Genomic DNA, 13,786 nt, shown 5'->3' with positions numbered 1-13,786 from the left:
GGGTTGTTTGTTGTCTTTGCCCCGCGCTCCCTCCCCCCCCCCGCCCTCCTCCGGCGGGCGTTCGCCGCTGGCCCCCCCCCCCCCCCCCCCCCCCACGCCCCCTCTTCGCCAGGGCGATACTCATCCAGGGGCAGACGATGCATTGGCTTCCCCCGCCGATGTGACGTCCGCCGCAACCCTGCCTATCCTCAATCTCGCCCCGTCGAGGTTTGGCGGGTAGGCTGCACGACCTTTACCAGCGCCGGCGCTTACATGGACCAGACCCCGACATTCCGAGCAAGCAACCCCCGGCAGGCCAGCCCATGAAACGCTGGAGCCGCAAGCCGCTGACCCTGCGCGTGCTGATACTCGTCTTCGTGCTGCTCGCCGCGCTGGCCACCCTGGGCAACAGCCTGGTGGTGGCCTATAACGTGCAGCGCAGCGCATTGATCCACTCGACCCTGGAAGCCAACCGCGCCTATGCCGCAAAGGTGGCCTCGAGCATCAGCGAATTCCTCGGCTCCGCGCGGCGCAATCTCGCGTACAGCTCGGGAATACTCGCCAACCATTTCAACGAGGCGCCGGTATTGCACGCCGAGGCGATGCGCCTGAAGGCCCAGGACAATTACTTCAACTCGATCATCATCGTCGACGCCAACGGCAAGGTGCTGCAGGCCTACCCCGACTCGCTGCAGATCGTCGGCACCACGCTGCGTTCCGAAGCCGTGCAGGAAGCGCTGCGCCTGAAGCAGCCGAAGATCAGCCAGGCCTACGAATCCATCGCCGGTAACCTGGTGGTGCTCATCTCGCAGCCGATTACCACCCCGAGCGGCGAATACCTGGGACTGGTCGCCGGCTCGGTGTACATCCTCAAGCCCAGCGTGCTGCACAGCATCATCGGCAGCCACTTCCAGCAGGAAGGCACCTTTGCCTTCGTCGCCGACGCCAACCGCCGATTGCTGCACCATCCGAACCGCCAGCGGGTCGGCGAGATCGTGAAGCACAGCATGACGATAGAAGCCGCCCTGCAGGGTGAGAGCGGCTCCCTGGAGGTGACCAACTACAAGGGCGTCCCCATGCTGGCGGGTTTCGCCCCGGTGCCCGAGGCCAACTGGGCGGTGGTCGCCCAGCAGCCGCGAGACCTCAGCCTGTCGCCGCTGCACCTGCTGATGAAGGACATGTTCCTCGGCCTGATCCCGGCGAGCCTGATCGGCGTATTGGCGATCTGGGCCGGCACCCTGCTGATCACCCGTCCGCTGCGCCAACTGGCGCTGAGCGCGGAGCAGTTGTCGAACCCGGAAACACCCCGCGAGCTGCAGGACATCAACACCTGGTATCGCGAGGCAGCGGCGATCCGCAAGGCGCTGCTGACCGGTGTCGGGCTGATGCAGCAGAAGCTCGGCCAGCTCAGCCAGGAGGCGCAGAGCGATGCCCTCACCGGGCTGGCCAACCGCCGCGCGCTGGGCGTAGCGCTGGAAGCGCTGCAGCAGTCCGGCGTCAGCTACTCGGTGCTGGCGGTGGACATCGACCACTTCAAGCGGGTCAACGACACCTGGGGCCACGATGCCGGCGACGAGGCCCTGCGCCGGGTCGCGGCGGTGCTGCGCGACTCCTCCCGCACCGGCGACCTGGCCTGCCGCGCCGGTGGCGAGGAGTTCGTCCTGCTGCTGCCGCAGACCTCCCTGGAAACCGCCACCGGCATCGCCGAGCGTATCCGCCAAAGCGTGGAGATCACCCAGATTCCCGAGGTGGGCCTGGTCACCCTGTCGGTCGGCGTCGCCGAGCTGGGGCCGCTGGCACAGACGCCGGATGCGGTGCTCAAGCTGGCCGACAAGCGCCTCTACAGCGCCAAGCAGGCCGGCCGCAACCGCGTGGTCAGCAGCGACGAAAGCTAGGCCGCATCAATCGCGACGCCGTTATCCGGGCTCGATAGAGGGCGAGCCGGCCGTGCCGGAATGCGACAGGTCCTGCGAAGGGGGATTAGCGGACTAGTCCACCGGCGGTTCCTGGGCCACGCCCCGAGGCCCGGCAATGCCCCAGATGGCCAGCCCGACCACCGGGAAGATGACGATCAGCAAGGACCACAGGGCCTTCGCATTCACGTCCTTGTCGCTGCGGAAGATGCTGAGGATGGCCCACAGGTCCAGCAGCACGATGAGGATCGCGATGACGATCCAGAACCAGGAAGCGAGCGCGAACGTGGACATGGCGGTCTCCTTTGGGTCGCAGGCGATTCTTGCCCTTGTCCTGGTGCTGGCCGCAAAGGCACAGCAAGGTTCATTCCGTTCGACGAGCAAACACCCCAGCGCAGCGGACCTGGACAAGTCGTCAAATCCGCGCTGCTTGTGCCAGCGCAAGGCGCGGTACCAGGGGACCGTTCGTCCCACCCACCGAACAGGCGCAGCCTCGCACCGGTCATCCACATAGGCGATGCGGAATCTGTCGCCGAGTCGGGCTCATGCCGAGCCACTAACGCTCAACCGATCCGGAGGTGACGAACGATGGGCTGGAACGATCATCAGGATGTCGAACTGTCCGAAGGGCTTCGCCGCCTGCTCGATGAGGGCGCGCTGGAAACCGACAGCCGCCAGGAAATCCTCGCCCGCTACATCCTCAACCACGGCTTCGCCGCCCTTTCCGAGGAGCAGCAACAGCAATTCCACGATGAGCTGCTGCCATTGCTCGACCGCCGCGACCGCGGCGAAGGACTGATGCCCCAGGGCAGCCTGGACCCGGCGATCAATGAGCCCGCAAGTCCGGGGAGCGGCATCAACGACCCGGGCAACGAGGACCCCGGCTCGCTGATCGAGACCGAAACCGCTGAAGGCTTTCGTACCCGGCGCTGAGGCCGGTACGCCGAACCCGTCAAGACGAGGAGGCCATGATGACCTTTCCCCTGACCCACTTCTTCACCAAACCGGAAAAGGCCTGGCACGAGTTGCGCGATAACATCGACCAGCATCCCGCCGCCTACCTGCCGTTCTGGTTGCTGATGCCGCTGATTCCGGCGGTGTGCCTGTTCATCGGCACCACCCAGGTGGGCTGGCGCCTGCCGGGCAACGAGGAAACCCAGTATCTCACTGCGAGCAGCGCCGCCCTGCTGGCGTTCTGGTGCTACGTGGGACTGGTGGCGGGCATCGTGATGATCGCCTACCTGGTGCGCTGGGTACTGTTCCGCACCGAGCACCGCCCGGGCGTGAACTACAGCATGAGTTTCTCCACCGCGGTGGCCCTGCCGCTGATGCTCGCGGGCGTCGCCGCCCTGCTGCCGTCACGCTGGCTGCTGATCATCGCGGCTGGCATCGCCACGGCCTATTCCTGCTGGCTGCTGTTCGTCGGGCTGCCCATCTACATGCGCATGACCCAGCGCAGCGCAGCGTTCTACGCCGGCTGCATCCTGGCGTTCGGCTTTCTCGTGCTGCTCACCACCGCCTTCGGCTTCCTGGAGCTGTGGGGCCAGGCGATGAGCGGGTCGGGCGAGTATCTGCAGGAATAGCCGCTGCCGCGTGCACGCAGGAGCGCCATTGCCCCCGGGAAGGTAGGAGCAACTGTGTTTCGCTGAAAGTCCGTGCCGGGAACTTCCTCTCCCCCGCCCTCTCCCTGAAGGGAGAGGGAGCTGTCCGTGCCGGCTGATACTTCGGCTTCACCCTGCACCCAAGGGTCCCCTCTCCCTTCGGAGCGGGGCGCGCAGTCAGGGTCAGGGAGAGGGCTGCCCCGCCTCACGCCGATCTTCGCGGGAATCGGCGGGTAACCCATTCCGGGTTGTTCGCCCGAAAGTCTGATCCGGTACAAACGGACGAATCGCCTCTGTTCACTGCTCCGGTCGTGGCACCGGTTCCTCCGGTGGCTGCTGCATCGGTACTTCTTCGGGAAACTCCTCGGGGACCTGGCTTTCCCGGCTGGGCGGCGCTTCCTGCGGCTCGGGGCGTTGGGCGTGGATGGTCATGGTGAATCCTCCGCGAATGATGGGCGCCCTCGTTGGGCGCGCGCCATCACCGGAGGTTCGGTTTTTTCTACCGGGCGTGCTTCACCTGCAGCAACAGCGCCAGCAACTGGTCGCGATCGAAGGGCTTCGGCAGACGCAGCACCGACTCGGCCAGGGTGTCCAGCCGACCGGCATAACCGGTGGTGAGCACGCAGGTCATTCCCGGATGGGACTGGCGCACCTTCTGGATCAGCAGCATGCCGTCCATGTCCGGCATGGCGAAGTCGGTGATGACCAGGTCGAAGCTCGCCTGCTCCAGCAGTTGCAGCGCCGCACGCGCCGACCCGGCGCGGGTCACCGGGCAGCCGAGGTCCGAGAGCAGCGCGCTGGTGCCCGCGAGCACCAGCGCATCGTCGTCCACCACCAGGACGTGCAGCCCCAGCGGTTCGTTGATCTCGCAAAGGGCCTCCTCGGCCGGGGCCGCCTCCGCCTCTTCCGGTTCCGCCTTCACCTTCACCGCCGGCAGCCAGATTTCCGCCGTGGTGCCCATCCCCGGCGTGCTGCGCAGCAGCAGCGCGCCGCCCTGTTGCTGGGCCAGCCCGTGGACGATGGACAACCCCAGCCCCGTCCCCTTGCCGGTGGGCTTGGTGGTGAAGAACGGCTCCGCCGCGCGGCGCAGCGTCTCCTCGCTCATCCCCTGCCCCGAATCGGTCACCGCCAGGCATACATACTCCCCTGGGGCGAGCTTGCCACTCTGGCGCGGACCGACCACCGCGTTACGCGCCGAGAAGGTGATGCTGCCGCCGTCAGGCATGGCATCGCGGGCGTTGGTGGCGAGGTTGATGATCGCCAGTTCCAGCTGGTTCTGGTCGCTCATCACGCAGTCCAGCTGCAGCGGGAAACGGGTCTCCAGGCTGATGGTCGGGCCCAGCGAACTGACCAGCAGCTCGCTCATGTCCTGCAGCAGCGCCGGCAGGTGCAGGGGCTGCGGGAACAGCCGCTGCTTGCGCGCGAACGCCAGCATCCGCTGGGTCAACTGCGCGCCCCGCCGCGTCGCTTCCAGGGCGTTCTTCCAGATGGTCTGGACCTTGTCGTTGTCCTTGGGCAGGTGCCTCTGGAGCACCTGCAGGCCGCCGAGAATCACCGTCAGCAGGTTGTTGAAATCATGGGCGACGCCACCGGTGAGCTGGCCAAGGGACTCCATCTTCTGCGACTGGATCAGCTCGTCGCGGGCGTGCTCCAGCTCCTCCTGGGCGCGGCGCTTGTCGGTGATGTCGCGGGTGATCTTGGCGAACCCCATGAGCTCGCCGGCATCGTCGTACACCGGGTCGATGACGATGTTGGCCCAGAAGCGCGAGCCGTCCTTGCGCATCTGCAGGCGCTCTTCCTCGTAGCGGCCCTCGGCCAGCGCGGTGCTCAGGCTCGCCTCGGGAATGCCGCCCTGGCGGTCCTCGTCGCAATAGAAGCAATCGAAGCGGCGGCCGATGATTTCTTCCGGGTGATAGCCCTTGATCCGCGCCGCTCCCGGGTTCCAGCTGGTGACGTTGCCGCTGGGGTCGAGCATGTACAGTGCGTAGTCGGTGACGCCGTTGACCAGCAGGCGGAAGTGCTGCTCGCTGCGCCGCAGGGCCTGCTCCGTCTCGTGCTGTTCGGTGCGGTCGCGGGTGATCTTGGCGAAGCCGAGCAGCTCGCCCGAGCTGTCGCGGATGGCATCGATCACCACGTGCGCCCAGAACGAGGTGCCGTCCCGGTGCAGGCGCCAGCCTTCGCTTTCGTAGCGACCGACGCGCGCCGCTTCGCCCAGTGCCAGTTCGGGCAGACCGGCTTCGCGGTCGGCAGGGGTATAGAAACGCGAGAAGTGCTGGCCGAGGATCTCGTCCGCAGCGTAACCCTTCAGGCGCTGCGCGCCGGAGCTCCAGCTGCTGACCCGGCCTTCGGGGTCGAGCATGTAGATGGCGTAGTCGGTGACCGCTTCGACCAGCAGGCGGTAGCGGGCATCCTCGACGAGCTGGGCGGTACTGGCGATGGTATCAGGCATGAAGTCTGCGCTCCCTCGGCTCATTGCAGCAAAGCATAGGCTTGCGAATCCTACCGGAGATGCCGCCCGACGGCGTAGCCCCTGGCCCGCAACCAGTAGGTGGAAAACTCTGAACCCCTGTGGCGCCCTCCCGTCAACACAGAAGTCACAGCCAATGCCTCCAACCGAGGCGCCATCACCTGATCGGGAGAATCGTCATGAATGGATCCGTCATGAAAGGAACCGCCATTTTCCGCGGCGCCATGGTCTGCGCCGCCCTGCTGTTCGCCGGCCCGTTGCTGGCCGATGACCCGCACGCCCAGGCACAGAACTTCGCCACCGAGGCCTCGGCCGCCGGCATCGCGGAAATCGACGCCGCCAAGCTCGCGCTGAAGAAGAGCCAGTCCACTGACGTGAAGACCTTCGCCCAGCACATCATCGACGACCACACCAAGGCCAACACCGAGCTCAAGGCAATCGCCCAGAAGCAGAAGCTCGAGCTCTCCGACTCGCCCAGCGTGATGAACCAGGCCAAGGCCAAGGTACTCGACGTGCGCGACGAATCCTTCGACGCGGCGTATGCGAATAACCAGGTCAGCGCCCACGAGGATGCGGTGAAGCTGTTCACCGATGCGGCGAACAACTCGTCCGACACCGAGATCAAGGCCTTCGCCCAGAAAACCCTGCCGGTGCTGCAACAGCACCTGGAGATGGCCAAGGAGCTGGTGAAGGCGCATCCGTCGAAGTAATTGCACGGCCTTTCGTAGGAGCGAGCTTGCTCGCGAACAGGCTTTACCGGCCGAACCAACGCAGCCGGAAAACCGGGTTCGCGAGCAAGCTCGCTCCTGCAGGGTGCCCCCTGGAGCAGGGCTCTCGTAGGAGCGGATCTTCCGCGAAATCGTGACAGGGCGTGCCACGCCCACCCTTCGCGGACAAGGTCCGCTCCTACGAAAGCGCGGGCGTTCCCGGCTCCACGCCGATACGCCGCAACGGCACGGCGTTTCGTAGGAGCGAGCTTGCTCGCGAACAGGCGTCGCCGGTCGCACCAACGTATCCGGAAGACTGGATTCGCGAGCAAGCTCGCTCCTACAGGGTCCCCCTGGAGTAGAGGCTCTCGTAGGAGCGGATCTTATCCGCGAAATCCTGACCGGGTGTGCCACGCCCACCCTTCGCGGACAAGGTCCGCTGCTACGAAAGCGCGGGCGTTCCCGGTTCCGCACCGATACATCGCAACGGCACGGCGTTTCGTAGGAGCGAGCTTGCTCGCGAACAGGCGTTACCAGCCGCACCAACGCAGCAGGAAGACCGGGTTCGCGAGCAAGCTCGCTCCTACAGGGTCCCCCCTGGAGCAGGGCTCTCGTAGGAGCGGATCTTATCCGCGAAATCGTGACAGGGCGTGCCACGCCCACCCTTCGCGGACAAGGTCCGCTCCTACGAAAGCGCCAGATCAAGAGGCTCAGTGGATAGGCGCTTATCCCACCACCAACCGGCTCGACCGCTCGCCCACCACCATCTCGGTGATCCAGCGCACCAGGATGTCCGTGTAGGCCTCCTGGGAACGCTCGCTGCTCAGCGCATGGTCGGCCTGGTCGATGATGCGGTGCGTCAGCGAGTGGGTGCGCTGGAACGCGGCGCGGTAACTCATGATGGTCGCATGGGGAATGAAGTCGTCGTACTCCGACTCCACCAGCAGCACGTCGCCCTTGAAGCCGCTGCACGCTTTCAGCGCCCGGTTGCTGGCGGCGGGGATGTGGCTGGAGCGGTACTCCATCAGGTCCTCACGCGGCAGGTCGCGCTTGGGAACCTCCCAATCCTCGTCGCGGTAGATCGCCGGCACGCGCAGGCCAAGCCAGCGCACTGCGCGCAACTCGGTGAGGATCGCGGCCAGATAGCCACCGTAGCTGGTGCCTACCACGGCAACTGCGTCGGGGTCGATGCGCGGGTGCGCTACCAGGCGGTCGTAGGCCGCCAGCAGGTCGCGCAGGTTGTCCTCGCGGGTAATCGACGCCTGCAACGCCTCGCCCGCGCCATGGCCGGCGAGGTCGAAAGTCAGGCACACGCAGCCCAGCCCGGCGATGCCGCGGGCGCGCTTGAGGTCGCGCTCCTGGCTGCCGCCCCAGCCATGGACGAAGAGCACGCCCGGCACATGGGTGCGCGGGCTGAGGAAATTGCCCTGCAATCGCAGGCTGCCGACATCGATGTCCACCTGCTCGTCAGTGGAAATGGCCGAATAGCGCTCGTCATTGGAAAACATAAGGCTCCACCATCGCGTATTTCATGAGGAAATCGCCGTTGGCGTCCGGGCCGCGATAGAGCACGCGGGTGTTATCCGGCAGCGGCTTGTCCTCGAAGATCTCGAAAGTCGAGGCGCGCACCACGCACCGCGAGGGATCGGCGACAAAGGCTTCCAGCGCCGCGAGCTCCGCGCCACTGGCCCCGCCGATGCGCCAGGACTGTTCCAGCACGCCGGTGCGCTCCCGGCCCTGGACGTCCACGCCCTGCACCACGTCGTAATTGCGCCGCGAGGCATAGAACCCCGGCAGCAACTGGTGCGCCGCCCGGTCGAACTGCACGGCCAGGCGGATCGCCTGCTGCACCGAGGCGACCAGGTCCAGCGCCAGCAGGCAGTCGAAGTCGCCACGCACCACCAGCAGGTCGCTGCCGCCGTACACCAGCTCGCCGCGCGGGTTGCGGTTGTGCTGCTGCACGCCGTGGTAGCTGAGCAGCACGCCGTTGATCATCACCTGCCCCACGCTGTGGGTCTGGGCTTCGCGCAGGTCATCCTCGATCACCAGCCCTTCGAGGTAGTCGCCCTCCTCGTAGCGGGACAGCGCGTCGGCCAACTGGTCGATGTCCTCGACGACCTGCTGGCCCTGCCCGCCCCGGCTGGACGCCGGCTTCAGGCGTTGCGGCCCGCCTGCAGCGCACGGCGTCGTTGTGGCAGAACACGCTGTGACCATCGAGCACCAGCGGCCTGACCCGCGTAGCGAAGGCTTCGCTCCAGCCGCGCGGGGTCAGGGTCGGCCGCTCGAACAGCGGGTGGACGATGGCCTTGCCGGCCTGGAAGTCGCGCTCCACGAAACCGCCGAACAGCTCCAGCGGGCCGTGGATGCCCAGTTCGGCGGCCTGCTGGCGTCCCACCACCGTGACGTCCGGCACCCAGTAAAGCGGCTGGCCGGCGGGACGCTCGGCGGGCGGTTGCGGGCTGAAATCCAGGCCCTGGATCTGCGCCAGCCAGGCGGCCAGCGCTGCATGGGTCTGGCGGTCGGCGGGCTGCGCGTCGGGGTCCAGCGAGCAGGTCACGACCAGGCGTGAGCGGTCGGCATCGTTCATCGGTTTCCCTCGGTCAGGCTGTATGAACACTCGACTGACGGAACAGTCATCGGTTCTACGCACATGACGAACTGCCGGTGCGAAACCCTGTATCCGCAACCCAAGCCGTCGGAGGAAACATGGACCAGGACCGCGAAGCACAGATACGCCAGAAGGCCCACGACCTGTGGGTCGCCGAAGGCAAACCCAGCGGCCAGGCCGAACGCCACTGGAAACTCGCCGAGCAGAGTCTCGACCAGCCCCTGCCCGTGGAGCGCGCCCAGGACCTGGATTACAAGGGCAAGGACAACCCGCGCCGCGAAGCGTAACGGCAAGGCATATTGCAACCGGCGAAGCGGCACATCGTGCACTTTGCTGGTTGCACATCGCCATTTATTCCATCCGATTCTCTTCTATTTCAACTACTTATCACCCATCCAAAGTCTGGTACGGACCCTGCTTACTTCCTTACCTGACGCTTGGGCATTTCCGTCAGGCGTCGCCTTCCGTTCTTGCCGCAACCACCCACTACGAGGGCAGCCACCATGCTGAATCCACGGACGCCGTTCGACCCACGCGCCGTCGCCCCGCTCCCGTTTGGGCGAAAGCCGGAGCGTGCTCCGCCGCGTTGACCCGACGGCGGAAATTCGAAACTTCGTCCTTCGCCGCCCCGTCCGCCGAAGGACACCTTCACCACCACGGAGATACCCACGGGCCCGGCAGGAAACGCCGGCCCCGCTGACAAGACGCCCCGCTGACAAGAGAGGAACGAGCAATGCGCAACCAGCTGGCCGATGTGCGCCTGGAAGAAGCCACAGTCAATCTCACTGCGATCCCCACCCCGGCCGATGGCGCGCCGCCCCAGCGACGCAAACGAATCCTCTTCGCTACCTCCGAATTCAGTGACTTCGTCAAGGCCGGGGGCCTGGGCGATGTGTCCGCCGCCCTGCCCCGCGCGCTGCTCGCCGAGCACGACATCCGCGTGCTGATTCCCGGCTACCCACAGGTGCTCAAGGGCGCCGTCGCGTGCCGCGTGGTCGGCCGCCTGCCGGGCCTTGCCGCCCTGCCGGCCTGCGATATCGGCGAGCTGAAGCTGGCCGACGGCCTGATCGTCTACGCGGTGATCTGTCCCGAACTCTACGACCGTCCCGGCACGCCCTACGTCGACCAGCACGGCCAGGAGTGGGCGGACAACCACATCCGCTTCGCCCGCCTGAGCCTGGCCGCGGCCGACATCGCCGCCGGCATGAGCGAACTGGGCTGGAGCCCGGACCTGCTCCACGTCAACGACTGGCCCACCGCCCTGGCGCCGGCCTACATGGCATGGCGCGGGCAGATCACCCCCAGCGTGCTGACCATCCACAACCTCGGCTACCAGGGTTCCTGCCCGCTGGGCTGCTGCGCCGAGCTGGGCCTGCCCGAGGCCGCCAGCCTGCCGGGCAGCATGGAGTTCTACGGCAAGCTGTCGTTCCTCAAGGCCGGCATCAGCCACGCCAGCCACATCACCACCGTGAGCGAAACCTACGCCCGCGAGATCACCGGCGAGGAGTTCGGCTGCGGCATGCATGGCGTACTCGCCCAGCGTCGCGACCGTGGCCAGCTCAGCGGCATCACCCACGGCATCGACGCCACCTGGGACCCGCTGAACGATCCGCACCTGATCGAAGGCTTCGATGCCACCCGTCTCGCCGGCAAGCGCCGCAACGCCGAGTACATCGAGAAGCAGTTCGGCCTGTTGCCGGGCCGCGGCCCGCTGTTCGCGGTGGTCTCGCGCCTGGTGCAGCAGAAAGGCATCGACCTGACCCTGGCGATCGCCGACGAGATGGTGGCAGCCGGCGGACGCCTGGTCTCCATCGGCTGCGGCGAACCGGAGCTGGAACAGGCCATGCGCGACCTCGCCGAGCGTTATCCGGGCCGCGTCGGGGTGCAGGTCGGGTTCGACGAGACCACCGCACGGCGTATCTATGCGGCCAGCGACTTCCTCCTGATGCCCTCGCGCTACGAACCCTGCGGCCTCAGCCAGATGTATGCCCAGCGCTTCGGCTCGCTGCCCATCGCCCGGCATACCGGCGGGCTGGCCGACACCATCATCGATGGCGTCACCGGCCTGCTGTTCCGCGACGAGACCCCGGCCAGCTACTTCGATGCCGTGCGCCGCGCGCTGAACATCTACCGCTACCCCGAGCTGCTCAACGCCATGCGCTGCAAGGCCATGGAGTCCCCGCTGCTGTGGGAGGACGCCGTGCGGCCCTACACATCGCTCTACCAGCGCCTGCTGCAACGCGTGCCCGCGCAGGCCGTGCGATGACCGCGCGGCACGGTGCGCAGGTCCTGCCCGGCGGCAGGGTGAGGTTTTCGCTGTGGGCGCCTGACGCGCAGCGTGTCGAAGTGGAACTGGGCGGCGGCCAGCGCCACGAGCTGGAAAGCGGCGCCGACGGCTGGTTCGGCGCCGAGGTGCCGGCCATAGTCGGGCAGACGTATCGCTACCGCATCGACCACGATCTGAGCGTCGCCGACCCGGCCTCCCGCGCCCAGGCCGGCGGCGTCGAGGGCGAGAGCCTGGTGGTCGACCCGGCGCTGTTCCGCTGGCAGCATCCGCAATGGCGCGGCCGGCCGTGGCACGAAGCGGTGATCTATGAAGTCCACGTCGGCCTGTTCGATGGCTTCTCCGCCTTGCAGGGTCGCCTGGCCGAACTGGCAGCGCTGGGCGTCACCGCCATCGAGCTGATGCCGCTCAACGCCTTTCCCGGCCGGCGCAACTGGGGCTACGACGGCGTGCTGCCCTATGCGCCGGCGGGCGCCTACGGCGATCCGGACAGCCTGCGGCAGTTGATCGACGCCGCCCATGGCCTGGGCCTGATGGTGTTCATCGACGTGGTCTACAACCACTTCGGTCCGCAGGGCAATTACCTCAGCCGCTTTGCCAGCTCCTTCTTCCACCAGGACCAGCAGACACCCTGGGGGCCGGCCATCGATTTCAGCCAGCCGGCGGTGCGTGAATTCTTCATCGGCAACGCCGAGATGTGGGTACGCGAATACCGCGTCGATGGCCTGCGGATCGACGCGGTGCACGCCATCGGCGACGAGGACTTCCTCCTCGAACTGGCCAGCCGCGCCCGGCAGGCCGCCGAAGGCCGCGAGCTGCACCTGGTACTGGAAAACGAGAACAACCAGGCGCACCTGCTGCAGGGCCCTGGCGGACAGGGCTTCGACGCCCAGTGGAACGACGACCTGCACCACTGCCTGCACGTGCTGCTCACCGGAGAGGACGAAGCGTATTACGTCGACTACGCCCAGCAGACCATCGACAAGCTCTGTCGCTGCCTACGCGAGGGCCTGGTGTTCCAGGGCCAGGCCGATTACCGCGGCGTCGAGCGCGGCGAACCCAGCGGCGCGCTGAGCCCGCAGGCCTTCGTGGCCTTCCTGCAGAACCACGACCAGGTCGGCAACCGCGCCCTGGGCGAGCGCCTGAGCACGCTGACGCAAACCGACCGCCTGCGCGCAGCAAGCGCGCTGGTGATGCTCACGCCCATGGTGCCGATGCTGTTCATGGGCGAGGAATGGGGCGAGCGGCAACCTTTCCTGTTCTTCACCGATTACCAGGGCGACCTGGCGCGGGCCGTCACGGTGGGTCGGCGCGAGGAATTCAAGCGCTTCGCGCGCTTCTCCGAGCCGGGCGCCGCCGCCTGGATTCCCGATCCCAACGACTACCAGACCTTCGTTGCCTCGCGCCCGCGCCCGGATCAGGGCGACCCGGACTGGCGCGAGCATTACCGGCAACTACTGGAGTTGCGCCACCGCTGGCTGATCCCGCAGTTACCCGGCAGCCGCGCGCTCGACGCACAGCCCCTGGGCGAACGCGCGCTCAGCGCGCGCTGGCGCCTGGCCGACGGCAGCCTGTGGCTCATCGACCTGAACCTGGGCACGGAAGAAGTCGCCATCGAACCGCCGGGGGAAAGCGCGCAGTTGCTGTTCTGCCTGGGCCAGAGCGCCGCGCACTATCGCCACGGCTGGCTCGCCGGCGCCGCGCTGGTGCTGTCCCTTGAGCCAAGCCTGCAGCCCAGTCTGGAGGCGTCCCGATGAGCGATCCGCAACTGGAACGTCTCGCCAGCGCCGCCGGGCTGTCCATCGACTGGATTGACGCCGACAACCGCCCACAGCGGCTGACCAGCGAGGTCCAGCGCAACGTGCTCGAGGCCCTCGGCTTCGCCGCCCAGAGTCCCGAGCAGATCAGCCAGAGCCTGGAACTGCTGGAGCAACGCCGCGCGCAGCTGCCGGCGCTGATCACCGCAGACCGCGACCGACCCATCGACGTGCCTGCCGCGACCGGCACCCGCTACAAGCTGTTCAACGAGGACGACAGCGGCCACAGCGAAGGCCATGTGGACGAGCACCGGCAGATTCCCGCCGTCGCGCGCAGCGGCTACTACTCGCTGCACCTGGGCGAGCACGAGATCATCGTCGCCGTCGCGCCGCCGCGCTGCCCGTCGGTGGCGCAGTACTGCGGCGGCCGGGAGCGGGTCTGGGGTCTCGCCGCGCAGCTGTATTCACTG

General features: G+C 67.1%; 11 protein-coding genes and 2 pseudogenes. 8 read left to right on the top strand and 5 right to left on the bottom strand.

What is annotated here, in order from left to right:
- Window positions 1–302 precede the first annotated feature (302 nt).
- Window positions 303–1,874 (top strand): diguanylate cyclase, encoded by a 1,572-nt coding sequence (locus ACCC94_RS21470; protein ID WP_413351555.1) that lies wholly within the window; start codon window positions 303–305, stop codon window positions 1,872–1,874.
- A gap of 93 nt (window positions 1,875–1,967) precedes the next feature.
- Here the strand turns inward: ACCC94_RS21470 and ACCC94_RS21465 are convergent, their stop codons facing one another.
- A complete protein-coding gene (locus tag ACCC94_RS21465) occupies window positions 1,968–2,186 on the bottom strand; it encodes a PLD nuclease N-terminal domain-containing protein (protein WP_413351554.1) in 219 nt (72 codons plus the stop codon).
- 294 nt (window positions 2,187–2,480) lie between these two features.
- Between ACCC94_RS21465 and ACCC94_RS21460 the strand changes: the two genes are divergently transcribed.
- Window positions 2,481–2,825 carry a hypothetical protein gene (locus tag ACCC94_RS21460; protein WP_413351553.1) on the top strand — a complete coding sequence of 115 codons (345 nt, stop codon included), beginning with the start codon at window positions 2,481–2,483 and terminating at the stop codon, window positions 2,823–2,825.
- A 38-nt stretch (window positions 2,826–2,863) separates the two neighbouring features.
- Entirely contained in the window at window positions 2,864–3,475 is a 612-nt protein-coding gene (locus tag ACCC94_RS21455; protein ID WP_413351552.1) for a Yip1 family protein, read from the top strand.
- A 315-nt stretch (window positions 3,476–3,790) separates the two neighbouring features.
- Here ACCC94_RS21455 and ACCC94_RS21450 read toward each other — a convergent pair whose 3' ends face one another.
- The gene (locus tag ACCC94_RS21450; protein ID WP_413351551.1) at window positions 3,791–3,925 is read right to left on the bottom strand and encodes a hypothetical protein; all 135 of its coding nucleotides are present in this window, start codon (window positions 3,923–3,925) and stop codon (window positions 3,791–3,793) included.
- Window positions 3,926–3,992: 67 nt separating this feature from the next.
- Window positions 3,993–5,942, bottom strand: a complete 1,950-nt coding sequence (locus tag ACCC94_RS21445; RefSeq protein WP_413351550.1) for a PAS domain S-box protein — start codon at window positions 5,940–5,942, stop codon at window positions 3,993–3,995.
- A gap of 212 nt (window positions 5,943–6,154) precedes the next feature.
- Here ACCC94_RS21445 and ACCC94_RS21440 point away from each other — a divergent pair, with 212 nt between their 5' ends.
- Window positions 6,155–6,670: a DUF4142 domain-containing protein gene (locus tag ACCC94_RS21440; protein WP_413351549.1), complete on the top strand. Its 516-nt coding sequence runs from the start codon at window positions 6,155–6,157 to the stop codon at window positions 6,668–6,670.
- Window positions 6,671–7,392: 722 nt separating this feature from the next.
- Here ACCC94_RS21440 and ACCC94_RS21435 read toward each other — a convergent pair.
- Together ACCC94_RS21435 and ACCC94_RS21430 are read right to left on the bottom strand one after the other, a co-directional pair.
- Window positions 7,393–8,175 (bottom strand): alpha/beta hydrolase family protein, encoded by a 783-nt coding sequence (locus ACCC94_RS21435; protein WP_413351548.1) that lies wholly within the window; start codon window positions 8,173–8,175, stop codon window positions 7,393–7,395.
- Window positions 8,162–9,254: pseudogene (locus ACCC94_RS21430) on the bottom strand (DUF3182 family protein). The gene ACCC94_RS21435 and the pseudogene ACCC94_RS21430 overlap by 14 nt, the downstream one beginning before the upstream one ends.
- Window positions 9,255–9,373: 119 nt before the next feature.
- Between ACCC94_RS21430 and ACCC94_RS21425 the strand changes: the two are divergent.
- The 4 genes and pseudogenes from ACCC94_RS21425 to ACCC94_RS21410 all read left to right on the top strand — a co-directional run.
- Window positions 9,374–9,562, top strand: a complete 189-nt coding sequence (locus tag ACCC94_RS21425; protein ID WP_017517885.1) for a DUF2934 domain-containing protein — start codon at window positions 9,374–9,376, stop codon at window positions 9,560–9,562.
- 446 nt (window positions 9,563–10,008) lie between these two features.
- The gene (gene glgA, locus ACCC94_RS21420; protein ID WP_413351547.1) at window positions 10,009–11,541 is read left to right on the top strand and encodes a glycogen synthase GlgA; all 1,533 of its coding nucleotides are present in this window, start codon (window positions 10,009–10,011) and stop codon (window positions 11,539–11,541) included.
- The gene (treZ, locus tag ACCC94_RS21415) at window positions 11,538–13,316 is read left to right on the top strand and encodes a malto-oligosyltrehalose trehalohydrolase (RefSeq protein WP_413351545.1); all 1,779 of its coding nucleotides are present in this window, start codon (window positions 11,538–11,540) and stop codon (window positions 13,314–13,316) included. Before glgA ends, treZ begins: the two co-directional genes overlap by 4 nt.
- Window positions 13,313–13,786, top strand: a pseudogene (locus ACCC94_RS21410) (4-alpha-glucanotransferase); the annotation flags it as partial. The gene treZ and the pseudogene ACCC94_RS21410, both read left to right, overlap by 4 nt.

Origin of the sequence: Pseudomonas sp. Pseusp97, assembly GCF_047304025.1 — a bacterium.
Lineage (GTDB): Bacteria > Pseudomonadota > Gammaproteobacteria > Pseudomonadales > Pseudomonadaceae > Pseudomonas.
The sequence above is the reverse complement of the archived record's forward strand: the minus strand, read 5'-3'. Positions and strand labels throughout refer to the sequence as shown.

Coding starts and splice junctions, on each gene's coding strand:
- ACCC94_RS21470 (WP_413351555.1), top strand. CDS start 303: ATGAAACGCTGGAGCCGCAAGCCGCTGACCCTGCGCGTGCTGATACTC.
- ACCC94_RS21465 (WP_413351554.1), bottom strand. CDS start 2,186: ATGTCCACGTTCGCGCTCGCTTCCTGGTTCTGGATCGTCATCGCGATC.
- ACCC94_RS21460 (WP_413351553.1), top strand. CDS start 2,481: ATGGGCTGGAACGATCATCAGGATGTCGAACTGTCCGAAGGGCTTCGC.
- ACCC94_RS21455 (WP_413351552.1), top strand. CDS start 2,864: ATGACCTTTCCCCTGACCCACTTCTTCACCAAACCGGAAAAGGCCTGG.
- ACCC94_RS21450 (WP_413351551.1), bottom strand. CDS start 3,925: ATGACCATCCACGCCCAACGCCCCGAGCCGCAGGAAGCGCCGCCCAGC.
- ACCC94_RS21445 (WP_413351550.1), bottom strand. CDS start 5,942: ATGCCTGATACCATCGCCAGTACCGCCCAGCTCGTCGAGGATGCCCGC.
- ACCC94_RS21440 (WP_413351549.1), top strand. CDS start 6,155: ATGAAAGGAACCGCCATTTTCCGCGGCGCCATGGTCTGCGCCGCCCTG.
- ACCC94_RS21435 (WP_413351548.1), bottom strand. CDS start 8,175: ATGTTTTCCAATGACGAGCGCTATTCGGCCATTTCCACTGACGAGCAG.
- ACCC94_RS21425 (WP_017517885.1), top strand. CDS start 9,374: ATGGACCAGGACCGCGAAGCACAGATACGCCAGAAGGCCCACGACCTG.
- glgA (WP_413351547.1), top strand. CDS start 10,009: ATGCGCAACCAGCTGGCCGATGTGCGCCTGGAAGAAGCCACAGTCAAT.
- treZ (WP_413351545.1), top strand. CDS start 11,538: ATGACCGCGCGGCACGGTGCGCAGGTCCTGCCCGGCGGCAGGGTGAGG.